At 57.4% G+C, this 21,172-nt stretch carries 22 protein-coding genes, 2 tRNA genes, 1 rRNA gene and 1 pseudogene; 10 read left to right on the plus strand and 16 right to left on the minus strand.

Annotated elements, in window-relative coordinates:
• Position 1: 1 nt before the first annotated feature.
• The 7 genes from hpxK to hpxU all read right to left on the minus strand — a co-directional run bounded on the left by hpxK (position 2) and on the right by hpxU (position 6,370).
• On the minus strand, positions 2 to 1,255 hold the full coding sequence (gene hpxK / locus FHW04_RS14680; RefSeq protein WP_031374970.1) for an allantoate amidohydrolase: 1,254 nt from the start codon (positions 1,253 to 1,255) through the stop codon (positions 2 to 4).
• Positions 1,252 to 2,487: a pyridoxal-phosphate-dependent aminotransferase family protein gene (locus FHW04_RS14685; RefSeq protein WP_089562371.1), complete on the minus strand. Its 1,236-nt coding sequence runs from the start codon at positions 2,485 to 2,487 to the stop codon at positions 1,252 to 1,254. Before FHW04_RS14685 ends, hpxK begins: the two co-directional genes overlap by 4 nt.
• A gap of 21 nt (positions 2,488 to 2,508) precedes the next feature.
• A complete protein-coding gene (locus FHW04_RS14690; protein ID WP_031374968.1) occupies positions 2,509 to 3,240 on the minus strand; it encodes an amino acid ABC transporter ATP-binding protein in 732 nt (243 codons plus the stop codon).
• The gene (locus FHW04_RS14695; protein ID WP_031374967.1) at positions 3,221 to 3,877 is read right to left on the minus strand and encodes an amino acid ABC transporter permease; all 657 of its coding nucleotides are present in this window, start codon (positions 3,875 to 3,877) and stop codon (positions 3,221 to 3,223) included. Before FHW04_RS14695 ends, FHW04_RS14690 begins: the two co-directional genes overlap by 20 nt.
• Entirely contained in the window at positions 3,877 to 4,542 is a 666-nt protein-coding gene (locus FHW04_RS14700; RefSeq protein ID WP_031374966.1) for an amino acid ABC transporter permease, read from the minus strand. The genes FHW04_RS14695 and FHW04_RS14700 overlap by 1 nt, the downstream gene beginning before the upstream one ends.
• A 10-nt stretch (positions 4,543 to 4,552) precedes the next feature.
• A complete protein-coding gene (locus FHW04_RS14705) occupies positions 4,553 to 5,338 on the minus strand; it encodes a transporter substrate-binding domain-containing protein (RefSeq protein ID WP_031374965.1) in 786 nt (261 codons plus the stop codon).
• 192 nt (positions 5,339 to 5,530) lie between these two features.
• Positions 5,531 to 6,370 carry a MurR/RpiR family transcriptional regulator HpxU gene (gene hpxU / locus FHW04_RS14710; RefSeq protein ID WP_031374964.1) on the minus strand — a complete coding sequence of 280 codons (840 nt, stop codon included), beginning with the start codon at positions 6,368 to 6,370 and terminating at the stop codon, positions 5,531 to 5,533.
• A gap of 143 nt (positions 6,371 to 6,513) precedes the next feature.
• On the opposite strand from hpxU, the gene FHW04_RS14715 reads away from it, so the two are divergent.
• From FHW04_RS14715 to hpxZ, 4 genes are read left to right on the plus strand one after another with little or no spacing between them, the layout of a single operon-like run.
• On the plus strand, positions 6,514 to 8,100 hold the full coding sequence (locus FHW04_RS14715) for a gamma-glutamyltransferase family protein (protein ID WP_089562373.1): 1,587 nt from the start codon (positions 6,514 to 6,516) through the stop codon (positions 8,098 to 8,100).
• Positions 8,101 to 8,112: 12 nt separating this feature from the next.
• Positions 8,113 to 8,295, plus strand: coding sequence for an oxalurate catabolism protein HpxX (hpxX, locus tag FHW04_RS14720; RefSeq protein ID WP_031374962.1), 183 nt, complete (start codon positions 8,113 to 8,115; stop codon positions 8,293 to 8,295).
• Entirely contained in the window at positions 8,292 to 9,689 is a 1,398-nt protein-coding gene (locus tag FHW04_RS14725; protein ID WP_089562374.1) for an AtzE family amidohydrolase, read from the plus strand. The genes hpxX and FHW04_RS14725 overlap by 4 nt, the downstream gene beginning before the upstream one ends.
• Entirely contained in the window at positions 9,689 to 10,072 is a 384-nt protein-coding gene (gene hpxZ, locus FHW04_RS14730) for an oxalurate catabolism protein HpxZ (RefSeq protein ID WP_031377461.1), read from the plus strand. The genes FHW04_RS14725 and hpxZ overlap by 1 nt, the downstream gene beginning before the upstream one ends.
• A 61-nt stretch (positions 10,073 to 10,133) precedes the next feature.
• Here the strand turns inward: hpxZ and puuE are convergent, their stop codons facing one another.
• Genes puuE through FHW04_RS14745 form a run of 3 tightly spaced genes read right to left on the minus strand, consistent with a single transcriptional unit; the run spans position 10,134 to position 12,581 of the window.
• Positions 10,134 to 11,096 carry an allantoinase PuuE gene (gene puuE, locus FHW04_RS14735; RefSeq protein WP_089562375.1) on the minus strand — a complete coding sequence of 321 codons (963 nt, stop codon included), beginning with the start codon at positions 11,094 to 11,096 and terminating at the stop codon, positions 10,134 to 10,136.
• Positions 11,097 to 11,130: 34 nt separating this feature from the next.
• On the minus strand, positions 11,131 to 11,862 hold the full coding sequence (gene hpxA / locus FHW04_RS14740; protein WP_069727892.1) for an allantoin racemase: 732 nt from the start codon (positions 11,860 to 11,862) through the stop codon (positions 11,131 to 11,133).
• Entirely contained in the window at positions 11,859 to 12,581 is a 723-nt protein-coding gene (locus FHW04_RS14745) for a GntR family transcriptional regulator (RefSeq protein WP_089562376.1), read from the minus strand. Before FHW04_RS14745 ends, hpxA begins: the two co-directional genes overlap by 4 nt.
• A 144-nt stretch (positions 12,582 to 12,725) precedes the next feature.
• On the opposite strand from FHW04_RS14745, the gene FHW04_RS14750 reads away from it, so the two are divergent.
• A complete protein-coding gene (locus tag FHW04_RS14750) occupies positions 12,726 to 14,219 on the plus strand; it encodes an NCS1 family nucleobase:cation symporter-1 (RefSeq protein ID WP_069727890.1) in 1,494 nt (497 codons plus the stop codon).
• A gap of 72 nt (positions 14,220 to 14,291) precedes the next feature.
• On the opposite strand, the gene FHW04_RS14755 is transcribed toward FHW04_RS14750, so the two are convergent.
• Positions 14,292 to 14,368: transfer RNA gene (locus FHW04_RS14755), tRNA-Asp, on the minus strand.
• A gap of 134 nt (positions 14,369 to 14,502) precedes the next feature.
• Complete coding sequence (gene dnaQ, locus FHW04_RS14760) at positions 14,503 to 15,183, minus strand: DNA polymerase III subunit epsilon (protein WP_353848065.1); 681 nt, start codon at positions 15,181 to 15,183, stop codon at positions 14,503 to 14,505.
• Between dnaQ and FHW04_RS14765 the strand changes: the two are divergent.
• Together FHW04_RS14765 and rnhA are read left to right on the plus strand one after the other, a co-directional pair.
• A pseudogene (locus FHW04_RS14765) lies at positions 15,174 to 15,236 on the plus strand (hypothetical protein); the annotation flags it as partial. The gene dnaQ and the pseudogene FHW04_RS14765 sit on opposite strands and share 10 nt — an antisense overlap.
• A gap of 49 nt (positions 15,237 to 15,285) precedes the next feature.
• Positions 15,286 to 15,753 carry a ribonuclease HI gene (gene rnhA, locus FHW04_RS14770; RefSeq protein WP_031377455.1) on the plus strand — a complete coding sequence of 156 codons (468 nt, stop codon included), beginning with the start codon at positions 15,286 to 15,288 and terminating at the stop codon, positions 15,751 to 15,753.
• Here the strand turns inward: rnhA and FHW04_RS14775 are convergent.
• On the minus strand, positions 15,735 to 16,472 hold the full coding sequence (locus FHW04_RS14775; protein WP_031377454.1) for a class I SAM-dependent methyltransferase: 738 nt from the start codon (positions 16,470 to 16,472) through the stop codon (positions 15,735 to 15,737). The genes rnhA and FHW04_RS14775 overlap by 19 nt on opposite strands.
• Before the next feature lie 42 nt (positions 16,473 to 16,514).
• Here FHW04_RS14775 and gloB point away from each other — a divergent pair, with 42 nt between their 5' ends.
• Both gloB and mltD read left to right on the plus strand, forming a co-directional pair.
• On the plus strand, positions 16,515 to 17,270 hold the full coding sequence (gloB, locus tag FHW04_RS14780; RefSeq protein WP_069728178.1) for a hydroxyacylglutathione hydrolase: 756 nt from the start codon (positions 16,515 to 16,517) through the stop codon (positions 17,268 to 17,270).
• A gap of 71 nt (positions 17,271 to 17,341) precedes the next feature.
• Positions 17,342 to 18,718, plus strand: a complete 1,377-nt coding sequence (gene mltD, locus FHW04_RS14785) for a murein transglycosylase D (protein ID WP_089562377.1) — start codon at positions 17,342 to 17,344, stop codon at positions 18,716 to 18,718.
• A 100-nt stretch (positions 18,719 to 18,818) separates the two neighbouring features.
• On the opposite strand, the gene FHW04_RS14790 is transcribed toward mltD, so the two are convergent.
• Positions 18,819 to 19,610 carry an endonuclease/exonuclease/phosphatase family protein gene (locus FHW04_RS14790; protein WP_031377451.1) on the minus strand — a complete coding sequence of 264 codons (792 nt, stop codon included), beginning with the start codon at positions 19,608 to 19,610 and terminating at the stop codon, positions 18,819 to 18,821.
• Between the two features lie 266 nt (positions 19,611 to 19,876).
• Here FHW04_RS14790 and yafC point away from each other — a divergent pair, with 266 nt between their 5' ends.
• Entirely contained in the window at positions 19,877 to 20,806 is a 930-nt protein-coding gene (gene yafC / locus FHW04_RS14795; protein WP_089562378.1) for a DNA-binding transcriptional regulator YafC, read from the plus strand.
• Positions 20,807 to 20,921: 115 nt separating this feature from the next.
• Here yafC and FHW04_RS14800 read toward each other — a convergent pair.
• Together FHW04_RS14800 and rrf are read right to left on the minus strand one after the other, a co-directional pair.
• Positions 20,922 to 20,998, minus strand: a tRNA-Asp gene (locus FHW04_RS14800).
• 87 nt (positions 20,999 to 21,085) lie between these two features.
• Positions 21,086 to 21,172 (minus strand): 5S ribosomal RNA (gene rrf / locus FHW04_RS14805); the annotation flags it as partial.

Here is a 21,172-nt window from a genome sequence, read left to right on the forward strand (position 1 = left end):
CTCAGCTCCGTTCAGCAATCAGACAAACCGCCTGCAGGTAGGCCTGCAGTGCCGGGGCAACATCATTCACCGCCACCGACTCCGCCGGATGGTGGCTGATACCGCGATGATTACGCACAAATAGCATGCCGACCGGCCAGCGTTCGGCAATCGCAATCGCATCATGGCCAGCGCCGCTCGGCAGCGACAGGCTGCGCCCTTGCACCGTTTCCACAGCATGACTCAACGCCTGTTGCAGCGCGGAATCACAGGCGGTGGCCCCGATGCGGTAATATTCGTTCGCCTCAAAGCGCAATCCGCGACGCAGCGCGATCGCCTCCGCCTGGGTTAACAGGCTGGAGAGCAGCGCCTCCAGCGGATTGTCCAGCGGGCCGCGTACATCCAGCGACAGCGCAACCTCGCCAGGGATCACATTTACCGCGCCGGGCGCACAAGTCAGAGTGCCGACCGTCGCCACCAGCTGGGGATCCTGCTCGCGGGTGGTCTGCTCGATAAACACCATCCATTCGGCAGCGGCAGCCAGCGCATCTTTACGGTGGGTCATCGGTACCGTACCGGCATGCCCGGCTTCGCCGATGAAGCGGCAGTTCAGCCGGCGCGCACCGTTGATCGCCGTCACCACGCCCAGGGGCAGATCTGCCTGTTCAAGACACGGCCCCTGCTCAATGTGCAACTCAAGGTAACCGACAATATCCTCTACCCGGCGCGCGGCGGTGGCGATTTGGCTGCTGTCGAGCCCGACATCTGCCATCGCCTGCGCCACGGTAATGCCGTTGCCGTCAGGATGGGTTACCCAGCTCTGCGGCCAGCTACCGGTAATGCCGCGGCTGCCGAGCAGCGTAATGCCAAAACGGGTCCCCTCTTCGTCGCCGAAACCGATCACCTCAATTGCCAGCGGCAAACGCTGCTGGTGCTGATGCAGCCACTGTACGGTTTCGATGGCGCTCAGCACGCCCAGCATGCCGTCATAGCGACCGGCGTTACGTACCGTGTCGAGATGCGAACCGAGCAGTAAGGCGGGAGCCCCCGGTTCGGCTGCTTCGTAGCGGCCACAAATGTTGCCGACCGCATCCTGCCACACCTGCATTCCGGCGGCCTGCATCCACTCTCCGACGCAGGCGTTGGCGCGCAGGTGCTCCGGCGACAGGTAGACACGCGTCAGTCCCTGCGCCGTTTCGCTGATCGCTGCCAGCGCATCACAGCGCGCCATAACGCGCTGTGCAGCAGCGTGGGCTTCGCTGGCGTTCATCATCATGCCTGGCTCCCGTAGTAGTCCCAGGCCGCCTGCGCAGCAGCGCCCTGCGGCGTGCGATAGCCCAGATAGGTCAGCACCATTTCCAGCGCCGCCAGCGTCTGCATGACACAATCCTTGCGGGCATTGAAGCCCATGGTGCCGATGCGCCACACCTTGCCGTGCAGCGGACCAAACGAGGTGCCAATTTCAATGCCGAAATCATTCAGCATCAGTTGCCGCACCTGATCGCCATTGATGCCCGTAGGGATCACCACGCCCAGCACGTTATTCATTTTGTGTTGCAGGTCGCCAAAGGTCTCCAGTCCCATACCCTGAATGCCTTTCAGCAGCGCTTCGCCGTGCAGTTTGTGGCGCGCAATGCCGTTATCCAGACCTTCCTGCAGGATCAGACGGGCGCATTCGCGGGCGCCAAACAGTGCGCTGGTCGCTTCAGTGTGGTGATTCAGACGCTCCGGCCCCCAGTAATCCATGATCATGCCGAGATCAAAATAGTTGGAGTAGATCATCTCCTCTTCCCCATCCTGATGCGCGGCGGTTCGGATCCCCTGTTCGACGCACTTACGCTTGCGGATCACCGCTTCCATCTGTTCGCTCAGGGTGATCGGCGAGGTACCGGACGGACCGCCGAGGCACTTCTGCATCCCAGCAGAGACCGCATCCAGACCCCAGGCATCGGTTTCCAGCGCATTACCGGCCAGCGACGCGGTAGCATCGGTGTAGAACAGCACGCCATACTGTTTGCAGATTGCCCCCAGCTGCGCCAGCGGTTGCAGCATGGTGGTGGAGGTGTCGCCCTGTACCGTCAGCAGCAGCCGTGGCCGCACTTTTTTGATCGCATCTTCGATCTGATCGGGAGTAAAGACCTCGCCCCACGGCACCTCAATAGTGTGAACCTCAGCGCGGCAGCGACGGGCGATTTCACACAGCAGGTGTCCAAAGCGGCCAAACACCGGCACCAGCACTTTGTCGCCGGGCCGGATGGCGGAGAGCAGGATCGCTTCAATCCCGGCGCGCGAGGTGCCATCAATCAGCAGGGTCCAGCGGTTTTCGGTACGGAATACGCCGCGATAGAGCGCCATAACCTCGTTCATGTAATGGGTCATGGCGGGATCGTACTGGCCAAGCAGCTGGCTCGACATGGCACGCAGGACGCGCGGATCGGCGTTGATCGGCCCAGGTCCCATCAGCAGACGTTGCGGTGGATTGAGTTGCGGGTAGCGAGTGATATCCATGATGAATTCCTTGTTGAAGACTTACAGGCGGACCGAGGAGATAAACTGTTTCAGTTCAGGCGATTGCGGCTGCGCAAATAACGTTTTGCTGTCGCCCTGCTCCCAGACGCGCCCCTGATGCATAAAGACCACGCGATCGCCCACGTCGCGGGCGAAGTTCATTTCATGGGTGACGAGGATCAGCGTCATTCCTTCTGCCGCCAGCTGCTCCAGTACTTTGAGCACTTCGCCGACCAGCTCAGGATCGAGCGCCGAGGTGATTTCGTCACAGAGTAAAACTTTCGGCGTCATCGCCAGCGCACGGGCGATTGCCACCCGCTGCTGCTGACCGCCGGAGAGGCTGGCTGGATAGTAATTGAGGCGTTCACCCAGCCCGACCTTCTCCAGCATCTGCGTCGCCAGCGCCCGGCACTCCGCCTCACCCTTTTTCAATACCCGACGTGGTGCCAGCATGACATTTTCCAGCGCGGTCATGTGCGGGAACAGGTTGAAGCTCTGAAACACCATGCCGATTGAACGGCTGATCTCGCGGGCCTGCGAATCGCGGTCGGTGATGGTCATGCCGCCAAGCTTGATGCTGCCTTCCTGATAGCCTTCCAGCCCGTTGATGCAGCGCAACAGCGTGCTTTTACCCGAGCCACTGCGACCAATAATCGAGATCACCTCGCCCATGTCGATATCCAGATCCACGCCTTTCAACACATGGTTGTCGCCGTAATATTTTTGCACCTGATTAATGGTGATGAGCGGCATTGAATTTTTTCTCCAGATACTGGCTGTAGCGAGACAGCGGATAACACATCAGGAAGTAACCGAGCGCCACCAGCCCAAAGACTTTGAACGGCTGATAGGTCACGTTGTTCAGAATGGTGCCGGCTTTGGTCAGCTCAATAAAACCGATAATCGACGCCAGCGCAGTGCCTTTGATCACCTGTACCGCAAAGCCGACCGTCGGGGCGATGGCGATGCGGATCGCCTGCGGCGCAACCACCCGCGCCAGGGTCTGGCCGAAACTCAGGCCGAGACAGCGTGACGCTTCCCATTGGCCTTTCGGCAACGCGCGAATACTGCCGTACCAGATATCGACCAGAAAGGCACTGGTGTAAAAAGTCAGCGCCAGCGAGGCCGCCGTCCAGGGCGCGACGTCAATCCCGAACAGCCCGACGCCAAAGAAGGCCAGAAACAGCTGCATCAGCAGCGGCGTACCCTGGAACAGCGCGGTATAGCCGCGTACCCAGCGCGTCAGCCATTTACGTTGCAATAGCCGCATAAACAGCAACGGCAGCGTCACCAGCGTGCCGCCGACAAACGCCACCAGAGAGAGCAGCAGGGTCCAGCGCGCCGCCAGCAGCAGGTTGCGCACGATGTCCCAGTCAGTGAAGGTTGTCATCATGCCTGCACTCCAAACCATTTACGGCCAATCGCCAGCAGCAACTGACGCATCGCAATCGACAACGCCAGGTAGATCAACGTGGTCACCAGATAGACCTCAAAGCTTAAAAAGGTGCGCGACTGAATCAGGTTAGCGGCGAAAGTCAGCTCCTCGTAGGAGACCTGCGACACCACCGACGAGCCGAGCATCACGATAATGCACTGACTCACCAGCGCCGGATAAATGCGCTGCAGCGCGGGCGGCAGCACCACCCGCAGAAACGTCTGGCTACGGGTCAGGCCCAGCACCCGGCCCGCTTCCCACTGTCCTTTTGGCGTCACCTGAATACCGGCGCGGATGATCTCAGTGCTGTAGGCACCAAGGTTGATCAGCATCGCCAGCAGCGCTGCTTCACCGGCGGTGAGCTTTAGCCCCAGATTAGGCAGGCCAAACACGATAAAGAACAGTTGCACCACGAACGGCGTATTGCGGATCAGCTCGACGTAGACGCCCCACAGACGGCTCATCCAGCCCGGTTTACCGCTGCGCAGCGCGGCGCCGACGATGCCGAGGCTGACGCCGCCGACGGTGGCCAGCAGCGTTAACTGGATGGTGACCCACAGGCCGGAGAGCAGCTCCGGCCAGTAGGGCCACAGGGCGGGAAAGTTAAGTTGCCCGATCATTATCCGTTCCTCAGGCGCCGAGGCTGGCGGGCAGCGGGGCTTTCAGCCACTGTTCTGACAGGTTGTTCAGGGTGCCATCTTTGATGCCCTGCTCAATCAGCCCATTGATCTTCTCTTTCAGTGCCGGCTGGTCTTTCTTCAGGCCAATGAAGCAGGGCGAATCTTTCAGCATAAACTGGGCAACCGGTGCTTTGGCCGGGTTCTGACGGGCGATTGCTGCCACCACCAGGTTGCCGGTTGCGACATACTGCACCTGACCGGAAAGGTAAGCTGACAGCGTGGTGTTGTTATCTTCGTAACGTTTCACCTGAGCGTCCTTCGGCGCGACCTCACTCAGCACCATGTCCTCCACTGCGCCACGGGTTACGCCAATCGACTTGCCGCTCAGTGCCGCCGCCGATTTGATCTCTTCGCCTTTCGGCCCAAAGACACCGAGGAAGAACGGCGCATAGGCGCGGGTGAAATCGATCACTTTTTCACGCTCCGCGTTTTTGCCCATGCTGGAGATCACCAGATCGACTTTGTCAGTTTGCAGATAAGGCACCCGGTTGGCGCTGCTGACCGGCACCAGCTGTAACTTAAGTTTCATCTGCTTCGCCAGGTACTTCGCCATGTCGATGTCGTAACCCTGGGGTTGCAGATCGGTGCCGACTGAACCAAACGGCGGGAAATCCTGCGGCACCGCCACCCGGATCACGCCACGCTGCTGGATATCCTGCAGCTGATCGGCCAGCGCGCTGCCCGCCTGTGCCATCAGTAATGCCGCTGCCGCAACCGCCATCAAAACTTTTTTCATTATGCACCCCGGTGAGATTGTGTGAAACAAAAGATTCTTAAGCATGCATTCTGCAACTAATGTGCCAATCAGCGCAGCGGGAGAAAAAGGGTTAGATGGCAATGAGGTTGGGAGAAAAGCGGCCTGATAAGCCGCGAAATGCTGTCGAAAAAGGCTGTACTAAAATGGGGCAAGGCACCAAAACGGTGCCTGTTAGCGGTGCTCCAGCTCGTCAAACTGCTGGTAAAGATCGGCGATCTGATGAATACGCTGACGGCCCTGCGCCAGCATTTCATGCAGCAGCGCGTTGGCGATCAGGTTGATCAGGCTCATTGCCGAAGCGTAGCTGTCAAAAGCCGAGACGCTGTCGAGCGGCGCGCAGAGCTGCCAGCGTGCCAGCGCGATCACCGTTTGCGCCTGCGGCTCACACAGCGCCAGCAGCGGGATGCCGGCGGTTTGTAGCTGTTGCATCAGCGGGCGAATCATCCGGGTGCGGCGGCGGAACGCCATCACCACTACCATGTCATCCGGCGTGATATCCACCAGCTCTTCGGCCAGCGTCTGGCCCGGCTGCGGCAGAATATGCACCTGCGGCCGCGCCTGCATCAGCTGCTGACGCAGGTGCAGCGCCACCGGATAGGCGTTACGCATGCCGATAATAAAGACACGTTTTGCCTGCGCCAGCTGCTGGATCACCTCACCGAAATGCTGTGCATCCAGACTATTCACCCACTGCGTCAGGTTAGCCATTTCCTGCTTATAGTGCCGTGACAGTAAGGTGTTGCCCTGCACCGCATCGCGGTTATCAGTTAGCGGCATGCCGCTCTGACGCAGGGTGCGCAACTCATCACGCATCTCTTTGTACTTCTCATAGCCCAGACGTTTAAACAACCGGCTGACAGTGGCTTTCGAAACGCCGCTAAGCCGCGCCAGCTCGGCGCTGTTGTAGCTGATCAGATCGTCAAAATGGTCAAAAACAAAGTCGGCAATCCGTTGCTCTTGCGGTGAGAGCTGGGAATAGTGGCTTCTGAGTCGTTCATCAAGCTGTTGCATAACAGGTCCTGTAACTTTTGTTTCAGCTGAAGCTAGCATAATTTGCGCCAGGTTAACGCGGCTGCAACCGCGGCCGCAATGAAAACTGGAACAGCTCTTGCTTTGTATACCGTTCTGTCACCCGATAACAGAACGAGAAAAGCATGATTCAAAGCAATATGGCCCCACAGGGGATGGCGGTGACGCCACACCATCTGGCCAGCGAAAGTGCGCTGGCGGTGCTGCGTGACGGCGGCAACGCCATTGAAGCGATGGTGGCGGCGGCATCAACTATCGCCGTGGTCTATCCACACATGAATGGCCTCGGTGGCGATGGCTTCTGGCTGATTATGCCGCCAGGCGGCGATCCTGTCGCGATTGATGCCAGCGGTGCAGCCGGATCGCTGGCTCACTTCGATTTCTACGGCGATCATCAACAGATTCCACACCGCGGCCCGAAAGCGGCATTAACCGTCGCCGGCACGGTCAGCGGCTGGCATGAAGCATTGCAGCTGGGCGCGGAGCTGGGAGCTGCCCCACTGCCGCTGGCACGTCTGCTGCGCGATGCCATTCGCTATGCGGCCGATGGCATTCCGGTGACCGCTTCACAGGCGGCCGCCACGGCGACCTTCCGCAACGAGTTACAGCATCAGCCCGGCTTTGCCGCCACCTTTATGCCTGATGGCGATGTGCCGCAGCCGGGCAGCCGCTTTACCCAGCCGGCGCTGGCGCAAACGCTGTGTCAGCTGACGGAGCAGGGGCTCGACAGTTTTTATCGCGGCCCGCTGGCGCGCCATCTGGCCAGTGAGATGTCAGCGCTGGGCATGCCGATCACCCTGGAGGATCTGCAACAGCAGCGCGCCCGCCGCTGTACTCCGCTGCATCTTTCACACAGCGAAGGCGATATCTGGAATATGACGCCGCCGACTCAGGGCATGGTGTCGCTGGCGATCCTTGGCATTACCGACGCGCTGGATATGGCTGACGCCAGTGAAGCGCAGACCGTACACCGCATCGTGGAAGCCACCAAAAAAGCCTTCGCGCTGCGTGATAAACACATTACCGATCCGCGCCACGTTACCGAAGATTTACAGGCGCTGCTCGACAGCGATCATCTCGCCACGCTCGCCAGTCAGATCGACGATCGCCAGGCGGCACCCTGGGGTAACGGGCGGGGTCCGGGCGACACCGTCTGGATGGGCGTGATGGACAGCAGCGGCCTGGCCGTATCGTTTATCCAGAGTATTTATCACGAATTTGGCAGCGGCGTGGTGCTGCCGGGCACCGGCATTACCTGGCAGAATCGCGGGGCGGCATTCAGTCTCGATCCCGATCACCTGCTGGCGCTGGCCCCCGGCAAGCAGCCGTTTCATACCCTTAATCCCGCTGCCGCGCGCCTGAAAGATGGCCGTACCCTGGTCTATGGATCGATGGGCGGCGATGGCCAGCCGCAAACCCAGGCGGCGATTTTCACCCGTCATGTGATTCAGGGCCTGCCGCTGCAACAGGCGGTCAGCGCACCGCGCTGGCTGCTGGGCCGCACCTGGGGTCAGTCTTCCGACTCGCTCAAACTGGAGAGCCGTCTCGCACCGGAAACGGTGGAGCTGCTGCGGCAGTGGGGACATCAGGTCGAGCTGCTGCCGGCCTTCAGTGAATTTGTCGGCCATGCGGGCGCTATCGTGCGCCACAGCAATGGCATGTTTGAAGGTGCCAGCGATCCGCGCAGCAACGGCAGCGCCGCCGGTTTTTAACAGGAGCCAACCATGAATCAAGCTGACTGGACCCCTTATCTTGCTCACATGGAGCAGATGCTACAACTGGAGCTGGACGAAGCCCGGCGCGCAGAGCTGTTAATCCAACTGACGCGTATCGCGCAGATGGCCGCGCCGCTGATGGCCTTTCCGCTGGACGATCGACTGGAAGTCGCGGGAGTGTATCAGGCATGAAACTGAGCGACGTTTCGATTCAGACGCTGCGTCTGGCGATCCACAACGGCGAGATCAGCGCCAGAGAGGTGGCTGAAAACACACTTCAGGCGATTGAGCAGCACAATCCGCAGCTCAATGCATGGACTGAGGTCACCGGGCAGCGGATGCTGAAAGAGGCAGAGAGTATCGATACCAAGCGCCAGCGCGGTGAAGATCTGCCGCCGCTGGCGGGTATCCCCTACGCGGTAAAAAACCTGTTTGACGTTGCCGGCTACAGTACGCTGGCCGGAGCCAGCCTGTTCAGTCAACGGCCCGCCGCGCGTGCGGATGCGTTTGCCATTGACCGGCTGCGGCAGGCGGGCGCGATGCTGTCGGGCATGCTGAATATGGATGCCTACGCCTACGGCTTTACCACCGAAAACAGCCACTACGGCGCGACCCATAATCCGCGCGACCTGAGCCGCGTGGCGGGTGGCTCCTCGGGCGGCTCAGCCGCGGCGGTGGCGGCCGGTCTGGTTCATTTTTCACTTGGCACGGACACCAACGGCTCGATTCGGGTCCCCGCCTCGCTGTGCGGTACGTTTGGCCTGAAGCCGACCTTTGGCCGCCTGTCGCGTAGCGGCAGCCATCCGTTTGTCGCCAGCCTCGACCACATTGGCCCCTTCGCCCGCCGGGTCGACGATCTGGCGCTGGTCTATGATCAGCTACAGGGCGCAGACAGCAGCGATGCGTTTCAGGCCAGCCGACCCACGGCTGCGACGCTGCCGACCCTGTCCCGCGGTGTGGAAGGGTTACGCTGCGGCGTGCTGGGCGGTTTTTTTAATGACTGGTGTGACGAAGAGGCACGGGCTGCGGTTGCGGTTGTCGCCGCCGCGCTCGACGCGCAGCAGCAGGTGGTGATGCCGGAAGCCGAACTGGCGCGCTCTGCTGCCTTTATCATGACGGCGGCGGAAGGGGGTAACCATTATCTGCCTGCGTTACGTCAGGTGCCGGAGCAGTTTGAACTCAACTCCCGCGAGCGTTTACTGGCGGGTGCGATGATGCCCGCCGCCTGGTATCTGCAGGCGCAGCGTTTCCGTCGCCATTTCCAGCAGCAGGTGCTGCCGCTGTTCAGCCAGTTTGACCTGCTGATTGCACCGGCGACGCCGTGCAGCGCGATTACCATTGGTCAGCAAACTATCACGATTAATGGAGAGGAACTGCCCGCCAAAGCCAGCATGGGTATGCTGACGCAGCCGATCTCTTTCCTGGGATTGCCGGTCTGCACCGTGCCGCTGACGACCCGCAGTGGTTTGCCGATTGGCCTGCAGTTAATCGCCCGTCCCTTTAATGAAGCGGCCGTGTTGCGTGCTGCGTGGGCACTGGAACAACAAGGTATCACACTGGCACAAATCAACATGGCAGGAGCCTGATGGACATTCAACAGATCAATTTACCGCAGATAGTCAGTGAAGTGACGGCACAGTTTTACCGCTACGAGCAGGCGCTGGTCAGCAACGATATTGCCGAGCTGGATGCGTTGTTCTGGCATGATGCCCGCACCGTTCGGCTGGGTGCCGGTGAGAATTTATACGGCATTGATGAGATACGCGCATTCCGTGCTGCCCGCCCTTCTGCCGGGCTGGAGCGAACGCTGCGCAACACCGTGATCACCACTTTTGGCGAAGACCTTGCGGTGTGCAGCACCGAATTCACCCGCGCCGGCAGCGATAAAATCGGCCGGCAACAGCAAACCTGGGTGCGGTTGCCGCACGGCTGGTGCATCGTTGCGGCCCAGGTGAGCCTGATGAGTTAAGCGCCTGAACAGCAGGCGTTTCGTCCGGCCCGGTGGCTGAATGAAACGCCTTGCGCTGACCTCAGGGTGCGTCCGGTGCCGGATGCGTTTTGATCCAGTGCTCGGCAATCTGCTGACGGCTGCAAATCCAGACGTCATCATGCTGCTGGATATGATCGAGGAAGTTCTGCAACGCACGGAATTTTCCGGGACGCCCCAGCAGGCGGCAATGCATGCCGACCGACATCATCTTCGGCGCCGTTTCGCCTTCTTCATACAGCACATCAAAGGTATCGCGCAGATAGGTGAAGAACTGTTCGGCAGTATTGAAGCCCTGTGGCGAGGCAAAACGCATGTCGTTGCACTCCAGGGTGTAAGGAATGATCAGGTGCGGTTTGACCGTGCCATCCTGACAGGTGACCTGGGTCCAGAACGGCAGATCGTCGCCATAATAATCGCTGTCGTAGCTGAAACCGCCCTGCTCCACCACCAGACGGCGGGTGTTCGGGCTGTCACGGCCGGTGTACCAGCCGGTGGGCGCTTTGCCAAACAGGTCGATCAGCACATCCACCGCCTGCTGCATATGCTGGCGTTCGGTTTTGGCGTCCATTCCCTGATAGTGGATCCAGCGCCAGCCGTGGCTCACCACATCGTAGTCCGCCTGTTTAATCGCCTCAACAATCTCCGGATGACGTGCCAGCGCCATGGCTACGCCAAACACGGTGAGCGGCAGACCGCGTTTCTGGAATTCATTATGGATGCGCCAGAAGCCGGCGCGTGAGCCGTACTCATACAGCGACTCCATCGACATATGGCGATCCGGATAACTGGCCGCGCCAATGATGTCGGAGAGAAACTGCTCCGAGCCGGCGTCGCCGTGCAGCACGCTATTTTCCGCTCCTTCTTCGTAATTCAGGACAAACTGCACCGCCACGCGGGCGTTGTTGGGCCAGGCGGCGTGCGGCGGATTGGCGCCATAACCGATTAAATCGCGCGGATAGTTTTTGTTAAAGCTGTACTCTTTCTTCTCTGCAGCGTCAGTCATTACTCGCTTCCTGTCATCAATCGGGAGAGTTCCGTTAGTTTAGATGCTGAAACGCACCTGAGAGAGGTTTCTGCAAAGGCCAGGCCAGATCGCCATATTTGCTGGTGCCAAAGCCAAGCGCCACCAGCGACTCGACCATTTTGACCGCTGCACCGACGCCATCAATCACCGGCAGGCCGAGTTCCTGCGTCAGGGAAGCGGCCAGTGTCGCCATACCACCGCAGCCCAGCACAATCGCCCCGCTGCCATCTTCACGCTTCGCCTGGATGCAGCGCTGGCGCACTTTCTCCTGCGCCAGTCCGCTGCCATCTTCCAGTGCCAGTACCGGCAGATCGATGGCGTGCAGCGCTGCACAGTGATGGCTGAAGCCATACTGCTGCAGCAGATGGCGTGCAATCACCAACGTGCGCGGCAGCGTGGTAACAATCGAGAAACGCGTCGCCAGCAGCGTCGCGGTGTGCATCGCCGCTTCCGCGATTCCCACCACCGGACCGCTGGCCAGCTCCCGCGCCGCCAGCAGACCCGGATCGCCAAAGCAGGCAATCACATGGCCGCTGACGCCCTGCGCTTTACCCAGCTTGATCTGCTCCAGCACACCGATAGCGGCTATCGCTTCGTCGAAATGACCCTCAATCGACGGCACGCCGTGCGTCGGGCAGACGGCCAGAATTTCGGTATCCGGAGCCGCCACGGCGCGGGCTGCCTGGCCGATGGTTTCGGTCATTGCCAGGCTGGTATTCGGGTTGATGACCTGAATCAGGCTCATGATGCATTTCCTTTATCCGTGCCAAACAGCCGGGCGAAATCGGGCAGGGTTTCACCGCTGCGTTCAAAGTGCAGGCTGGAGACAATGTGTTCGAAGTGCTGCTGCAGCGCCTGCGTCAGCGGTGCCAGGGCGCGATCGCGCAGCAGGCTGAGCAGCGTAGTGTGATCGTCACAGCGACAGCCGTGCTGCCAGGGCGCGCCATAGGCGGCAATCACCAGCGATGAGCGCTGCGTCAGTCGGGTTACCATCTCGGTCAGCACCTGATTGCCGGAGATAGCCTGCAACTGAATATGAAACGCGGCCGACAGCCGAATCGCGGCCGGGCCATCCTGGTCGGCATGAGCCTGATTCTCCTGCGCGATTAACTGCGCCAGCGCCGCCAGATGCGGTGCCTGCAGATGCGCCAGCACCGCGGGCAGGTTGGCGCACTCCATTAAACTGCGGGTACGAAAGATATCGCGCGCTTCGTCAACGCCCGGGGTGGCAACCTGTGCACCGCGTTTGGGCGTCAGAGTCACCATTTGCACTGCCGCGAGGCGTTGCAGCACTTTACGGATCCCGGTGCGACTGACACCAAACACCGCAGAGAGGGCCTCTTCCGGTAATTTACTGCCGGGTGGCAGCTGATGTTCAACAATCGCGTTCATCAACGCCTGGTAGATAGCCTCATCTTTATCATGCAGTTCGGCGGCCTTTCGCTGGCCTGTTTTACTCTTCATTACCCGCTCCGGTAGGTGACTGTGCGCAGCATATCGTATACATGAACAATAATTTTTGTATACAAGAAAACAAATCTGGCCTGAATCCTGCAATACGCTTTCACGCAATTATTCATTCCACTCTCGGGTAGAGGAGCAGGTTTCATGCCAAATCATTCAACGGTGGCCAGCAAGGCCTCTGAAGCCAACGCCAGCTACAGCCCACGGCTGTGTAACGACGACCTGGCGCCGACCCGCGACCAGAACTGGTCGTGGTACAACATTTTTTCATTCTGGATGTCGGATGTGCACAGCATGGGCGGGTATGTGGTGGCCGCCAGCTTCTTTACGCTGGGGTTAGCCAGCTGGCAGGTGCTGCTGTGTCTGCTGGTGGGCATCTGTATCGTGCAGATCTGCGCCAACCTGGTGGCGAAACCGAGCCAGATGGCGGGCGTGCCTTACGCGGTGATCTGTCGTCAGGCATTTGGGGTGTTTGGCGCTAACATACCGGCGGTGATTCGCGGACTGATCGCCTTTGCGTGGTACGGCATTCAGACCTATCTGGCCGCCAACGCGCTGATGCTGGTCCTGCTGAAGTTTGCGCCGTCACTGTCGTCGATGACCGAAACCAGCTGGCTGGGTCTGTCGCTGCTGGGCTGGTGCTGCTTTGGTACCATGTGGCTGCTGCAGGCGATGGTGTTCTGGCACGGCATGAGCGCCATCAAGCGCTTTATTGATGTCGCCGGTCCGGCAGTCTATGTGGTGATGGTGGCGCTGGCCGGCTGGATTGTATACAAGACCGGTTTTGATGGTATCTCTTTCACTCTCGCCAGCAAGTCGCTGTCAGCCGGTGAGCAGACGTGGCAGATGATTACCGCTACCGCGTTAGTGGTTTCCTACTTCTCCGGCCCGCTGCTGAACTTTGGTGATTTCTCACGTTACGGCAAAAGCATGGCGGAGATCCGTCGCGGTAACCGCTGGGGCCTGCCGTTCAACTTTCTGCTGTTTTCGATTGTGACGGTGGTGATTGTCTCTGGCACCCAGTCGCTGTTCGGTAAAATGATCACCGACCCAATCGAAACCGTGAGCCGGGTCGGTAATGACCTCGCGGTGGCAATTGGCCTGCTGACCATGATTATCGCCACCATCGGCATCAACATCGTGGCCAACTTTGTCTCACCGGCGTTCGACTTCTCTAACTGCTCGCCGCAGAAAATCAGCTTCCGGACGGGCGGAATGATTGCCGCCGTGGGTTCGGTGCTGTTAACGCCGTGGAACCTGTTCCAGTCACCGGAGCTGATTCACTATACCCTCGACGTGCTGGGTTCCTTTATCGGACCGCTGTTCGGCATTCTGCTGACGGATTTTTATCTGATTAAGCGTGGCCGTATTGATGTGAACGATCTGTTCAATGACACCCCGGCGGGCCGTTACTGGTATCGCGGCGGCTTTAATCCGAAAGCGATTGGCGCACTGCTGCCTTCGGTCGCAATCTGTCTGGTCATCAGCTTTATTCCGTCACTGCATGAGGTAGCGAACTTTAGCTGGTTTATCGGTGCAGGTCTGGCGGCAGGCTGTTATCGCTTTATCGCCCGCGAGGATCGTGAAACCGAAGAGGTGAGCAGCTGGCGCAGTAACGTCGCGGTGCAAAAGGATTAAACACACCAGCAGTGGGTAACACGCAGACAGCAAAAAGCCGATTCATTACTGAATCGGCTTCTTTAAAGAGATTGGCGGAACGGACGGGGCTCGAACCCGCGACCCCCTGCGTGACAGGCAGGTATTCTAACCAACTGAACTACCGCTCCGCGCTTTGTTCCCCGTCGAGAACGAGGCGAATATTAATGGCAGGCTCCCACCACGTCAACGCTTTTTCCGGAGGAAAAAACCGTTTGCTGGTTTTTTCACCTTCGCGTTGATTTTTCCCGCAAAATCACTGACTTCAGCCGCGCCACAGGCAGCTGCCGCCCTTCTTCATCACCAGATCGAGACGCGATTCATGCGCGACGATCTCCTCATCGCTGGCGGTCACCACCCGTAAAGCGGATGCCGGACGCACAATGCGCTGAATGCTCTCCCCCTGCGCCTGACGGGCGCTTTCACTCTCCGATAAAAATGAGAGTGAGGTCTGACCGCCGGTCATGGTCAGAAATACGTCAGCGAGGATCTCGGCATCGAGCAGTGCGCCGTGCAGGGTTCGTTTGCTGTTGTCGATCTCATAGCGTGAGCAGAGCGCATCAAGGCTGTTGCGCTTGCCGGGGAACATCCGGCGCGCCAGTGCCAGACTGTCGGTAATCTTGCAGAAGGTTTCCGTTTTTTCGATACCGCGCTGCAGTTTGGCAAATTCGTAGTCCATAAAGCCGATATCAAACGGCGCGTTATGGATTACCAGCTCAGCGCCGCGAATATAGTCGAGAAACTCATCGGCAATCTCACTGAATGTGGGCTTGTCAGCGAGGAACTCGTCTGCAATGCCGTGCACGCCAAACGCTTCCGGATCCACCAGCCGATCGGGCTTCAGATACATATGAAAATTGTTACCGGTCAGGCGACGGTTAATCACTTCGACCGCACCAATCTCAATGATGCGGTGACCCTCATAATGTACCCCGATCATGTTCATGCCGGTGGTTTCAGTATCGAGTACGATCTGGCGGTTATTTGCAGTGCTCATAAGACCCGTTTTATGTCAGACTTAGCGTTTTTGAGAGGAAGTCTACCAGAGATGCGCAAACAGGTAGAAATATTCACCGATGGATCCTGTCTTGGAAATCCCGGCCCCGGCGGTTACGGCGCCATTTTACGTTACGGCCAGCATGAGAAAACCTTCAGCGCCGGCTATCACCTCACCACCAATAACCGGATGGAGCTGATGGCGGCGATTGTCTCGCTTGAAGCGCTGAAACAGCCGTGCGATGTGGTGCTCAGCACCGACAGTCAGTATGTCCGTCAGGGGATTACCAGCTGGATCCACAACTGGAAGAAACGCGGCTGGAAAACGGCCGATAAAAAACCGGTGAAGAATGTCGATCTCTGGCAGCGTCTCGATCTTGCGCTCAGTACCCACCAGATTCAGTGGGAATGGGTAAAAGGCCACGCCGGACATCCGGAAAATGAGCGCTGTGATGAACTGGCGCGCAGCGCTGCTGAGAATCCTGCCTTTGATGACATCGGTTATAAAACTGAATCCTGATCCTCTTTCTGCCGGAACTGGCGCGTGGCGTTGACCGTCTGACGAATCTTACTGGTGCTCAGGCTTTTCTTCGCCCGGGTCGGAATCAGCGGGAAGGTCCGCTTGCGCGCCACCACAATATTCAGACAGCCCAGCGCCGGCAGGTGGGCGCTGATCACTTTTCCACCCTGCCGATGCCACGGCAGCACCTGAAAGCGGGTACGAAAGACCACTTCATAATTGAGCAGCCCCAGCCAGTCGAGTAATCGCATCTGGCTGAACATCCTGCCGCTCCACGGTGCCTTACGCGGTAAACCCGGCACGATTTTACTGACGCCGAGCAGGCTGAAAGGATTAAAGCCACTGATGATCATCCAGCCATCGTCAATTAAGACCCGATCGACTTCGCGTAATACCCGATGCGGGTCCTGGCTCCACGCCAGGGTATGCGCCAGTAAACAGGCATCAATCGATTTCGATTCAAACGGCAGCTGCATCGGATTTGCCAGTACCTGTAACAGCTCGCCTTCACTGCCGACATTGACCTGATGTGAAATAGCACAGTTTTCAGTGTTGATTTCTGCGCTCAGGTTGCCAAGCTTAAGCATATGAAAGCCATAAAGCTTTCCAAGGTAAGGCTGCAGCTGCTGCGTCAGCGCGTCACGAAAATAGTCTCCCCATGGCATATCGCGCCATGAGAGCGGCGCATTCAGAATCTGGCGTGTTTTAGCGGGCTTCATGCTTTACCATCTTCCTTTTCCTACGGCCTGCGAGAGGTGATGATGAATCTTACCAGTATTCCTGCGTTGCAGGATAACTACATCTGGACACTGACAGATGATGAAGGGAAATGCCTGATTGTCGATCCGGGTGAAGCGCAACCGGTATTAGAAAAAGTGGCAGCCAACGGCTGGCAACCGGTCGCTATCCTGCTAACCCATCACCATAACGATCACACCGGTGGGGTAAAAGCACTGTGCGAGCAGTTCCCGCAGCTTGAGGTTTTCGGTCCACAGGAAACCGCCAGTAAAGGGGCGAAGACCCTGGTACATGAAGGTGATCGGGTCGAGGTGATGGGTTTGACCTTCGAGGTGATCGCGACACCCGGACACACTTTAGGACATATCTCATATTACAGTTCGCCTTATCTTTTTTGTGGCGATACGCTTTTTTCAGGCGGTTGCGGACGCCTTTTTGAGGGGACTGCGGAACAAATGTATGATTCCTTTCAAAAGCTTAATCAGCTACCCGGCGAAACACTGGTCTGTTGCGCGCATGAGTATACTTTATCCAATTTGAAGTTTGCTGCGGCTATTCTGCCTCATGACCCGCAAATAACGGCCGAATATCAGAAAATTAAGGACTTACGTGCCGAAAATGGCATTAGTTTGCCAACAAAACTGGCGCACGAACGGACAATAAATTTATTTCTCCGTACCCAAGATGCTGATTTGCAAAGGGCTTTAAGTGTTAATTCAGCTACAGGACCGGTATGGCAAACATTTGCCGTTCTACGCGAGAAGAAAGACGCTTTTTGATTTTTCGGGTTGTGTTGTGAAAACGCGTCACGTATAGTTGCTCGTCTTTTAAGCGAACTATTGACACACACATGAAGGCTAAAGCGATATTACTCGCCTCGGTCTTGCTGGTGGGATGTCAGGCATCAAGGAATGACGCCAATATCCCCGAACAGCATGCCCAGAGTCTGTCTTCAGCTGGTCAAGGTGAAAATGGAAAGTACGGAGACGAGTTTTTGTCGCCGCGTTGGCAGGAAGATGGAACTGGCCTCGCAGCAGACGCAGATCTCTGGAGTTTCATTAGTGACGAGTTGAAGATGGGGATTCCGGAAAACCCGCGAATCCGCGAACAAAAAAGTAAATTTTTAAAAAATAAGAGCTATCTCCACGATGTAACATTACGGGCAGAGCCGTACATGTACTGGATAGTCGAGCAGATACAGAAACGTAAAATGCCGATGGAACTGGTACTGCTACCCATAGTGGAGAGCGCTTTTGACCCCCGCGCAACCTCATCTGCCAATGCCGCTGGTATCTGGCAGATTGTTGCGGCAACGGGTCGTAACTATGGTTTGAAACAGAACCAATATTACGATGGGCGACGTGATGTCGTTGCATCCACCAAAGTTGCGCTGGATATGATGCAGCGTCTTAACACCATGTTCGACGGTGACTGGTTACTGACCATTGCCGCCTATAACAGTGGTGAAGGACGGGTGCTCAAAGCGATTAAGCAGAATAAGGCGCGCGGTAAGCCGACTGACTTCTGGCACTTATCGCTGCCACGCGAAACCACGGTGTATGTGCCGAAAATGTTAGCCCTGAGTGAACTGCTCAAAAATAACAAGCGTTACGGTATCAAACTGCCGACGCCTAACGAAAGCCGTGCTCTGGCACGCGTGGAAGTGGGTCAGCAGATAAAACTGACGCAGGCCGCAGAAATGGCGGGTATGTCGCTCACTAAGTTGAAGAGCTTCAATACCGGCTACAAAGGCGGTGCGACAGCGCCAAACGGACCGCACTACATTATGGTGCCGAAGTCCAACGTCGCTAAGTTGCGTAACTCACTGGCTTCCGGTGATATCGCAGCGGTGCAACCGACCCAGCTCGCGAAAGCCAGCGCCAGTGGCGGTTACAAAGTGCGACGGGGTGATACCCTGTCAGGGATTGCCTCTAAACTTGGCGTTAGCGTGAGTACACTGAAGCAGGATAACAACCTGCGTGGTGCGGATATCAGACCGGGTCAGACATTGACTATCGGTTCGAACGGCACCCGACTGGCTGATAACGGCAACAGCATCACCTATCGTGTTCGTAAGGGTGATTCTCTTGCCAGTATTGCACGGCATCACGGCGTCAATATTAAAGACGTGATGCGCTGGAACAGTGTACTGGACAATGCGAAAGATATTCAGCCCGGCGATAATTTAACGCTGTTCGTGAATAATAACGCGAATCCTGATACCTGATACGTTGAAAAGGCTGACAATTGTCAGCCTTTTTCTTTGATCTCTCCCGCCTTCGCCCTGCCCTTTTACCACCAGCCGGTTTCACGTCCATCCATACCTATTAACCTCCTGGATTAAACTCCACCAGTAACGGATTATGGTCAGACGCGCGTGTGACCAGTACCGAGGCTTCACTGACAGCCAGATCGCGATAAAAGACGAAGTCCAGCGGGCGGCCAAACGCTTTGCGGCGATGATCGGCGGTAAACATCACCTCCTCCAGTTTCATCCGCTGTGCAAAGCGATAGAGCGCATTAATACGCTGGCGGCTCCAGGCATTAAAATCCCCCGCCATGATTACTGGTCCGCGATGATGCATGATCTGTTCGCCAATCGGTCCCAACTGCTTGCTGTAAACGTCTATGCCTAAACTGAAGTTCACCGCATGGATGTTGACTACCATCAGCATCTCGCCGGTCGGTAACGGGTATGCGGTAACCAGAGCCGATTTTGCCAGCCTGAGAAGCGGCTCACGCTCGCGCAACGGACAACAGTAGACTGGGTGAGCCGAAGCCAGCGTCATCACGCCTGAGGGATGCTGAGGCAGCACAAAGGCAGGCACCTGATCGGCGGCCAGATAATTACTGGTGGCAAACTCAACCAGCTCCGGTGTGGTCTGCGCCTCCTGCAGCAGCACCAGGTGCGCATCTTTACCGAAACCTTCCAGCACTGACATCCAGTCGGCACGTTGCTGCTTAAAAATATTCCATACCAGAACTTTCAGGTTAGGATGAGCGGGCAATGGCACGCCGGGCGGCAGTCCCTGACCGAGATGTAGCATCGCGCCCGGCGGAAAAATCTGTTCCGCTGGTTGTCCCGCAACATATCGCATTGCATAAGTTTTTTTGCGCACTTTCCCGCCTGACTGATGGTTCAAAAACAGATAACACTGATCTGTTATAGGGATTTTAGTCCGGGGTTTCAATGGATGCAGATCAATGTCGGAATCCAGCCCACTTTTCAGCGATAAATCTGCTGCTTTATCTGCTCTGCTGAAACAGGCATCGCATAGATCAGCCAGAGGCTGTTCTCCCCTATAATGATGATAAAAATTGCCCCTGGCACAGTATATCAGCCGGGTACCGCATTCCGGGTAAGGTCACAATACGGAGAGGAGTAATGAAGGCGTCTTCCGACGAGCTCAAAGTGTTTGTCAGTGTAGTAGAAAGTGGAAGCTTCAGTCGCGCTGCTGAACAGATGCGGATGGCGAACTCTGCCGTCAGCCGGACAATTAAAAAGCTGGAGGGCAAGCTGGGCGTCGCGCTGCTGACCCGCACCACCCGTCAGCTGGCGCTAACCCAGGAGGGCGAGCGCTATTTCCGCCACGTACAACGCTTCCTGCAGGAGATGACGACCGCTGAAAGCGAGTTGATCGAAAGCCTGCAGGCCCCGAAGGGATTGCTACGGGTTGATGCCGCCACGCCGGTGATCCTGCATTTACTGATGCCGATGATCAAACCGTTCCGGGATCGTTATCCTGAAATCACGCTCTCTTTGATCTCGTCGGAGAGTTTTATCAATCTTATTGAGCGTAAAGTCGACGTAGCGATACGTGCAGGCAACCTGACAGACTCGACGTTGCGCGCACGACTGTTATTTAACAGTTTCCGCAAGCTGGTTGCGTCGCCAGCCTATCTGGCAGAGTACGGGGCGCCGAAAACGGTGGCGGATCTGGCGCAGCATCAGTGTCTCGGCTTCGTCGATCCGTCACGTCTTAACCGCTGGCCTGTCGCCCAGGAGAGTGGTGAACTTTATGACATTACCTGGGAAATTTCGTCTAATAGCGGCGAAACCATCAAACAACTGAGCCTGACCGGTAACGGTATTGCCTGCCTGTCTGACTATATGATCGATCGTGAAATTGCCGAGGGGAAACTGGTAGAGGTGCTGGCGGAACAGCGCTTGCCGGTTGAGATGCCCTTTAACGCAGTCTATTACAGTGATATTGGCCTGAGCCAGCGGGTACGTGCCTTTATCGATTTTCTCAGTGAATGGACTGCCGATCAACCCTGGCAGATCGAGGATCGTTCGACGACAGAGTTACCTTAATAGATCCCGCTCTGTGCGCTGGCGGCTTACCGCCGCGCTGCTATGGAAACACGCCGGCTTTTATTCGATGCAATAGAAAAAGCCCTGACCGTTAAGTCAGGGCTTACCCATTAAGTGGCGGAACGGACGGGGCTCGAACCCGCGACCCCCTGCGTGACAGGCAGGTATTCTAACCAACTGAACTACCGCTCCACCGATTCTTTCACAGCTATCAGCAACCGGCTGATACCCGTCTGTTCCTGTTATTTTCCTTGTCAGGGGAAAAGGAACGAATTTGATGCCTGGCAGTTCCCTACTCTCGCATGGGGAGACCCCACACTACCATCGGCGCTACGGCGTTTCACTTCTGAGTTCGGCATGGGGTCA

This window comes from Pantoea sp. AN62 (genome assembly GCF_050432985.1).
GTDB classification, from domain to species: domain Bacteria; phylum Pseudomonadota; class Gammaproteobacteria; order Enterobacterales; family Enterobacteriaceae; genus Pantoea; species Pantoea brenneri.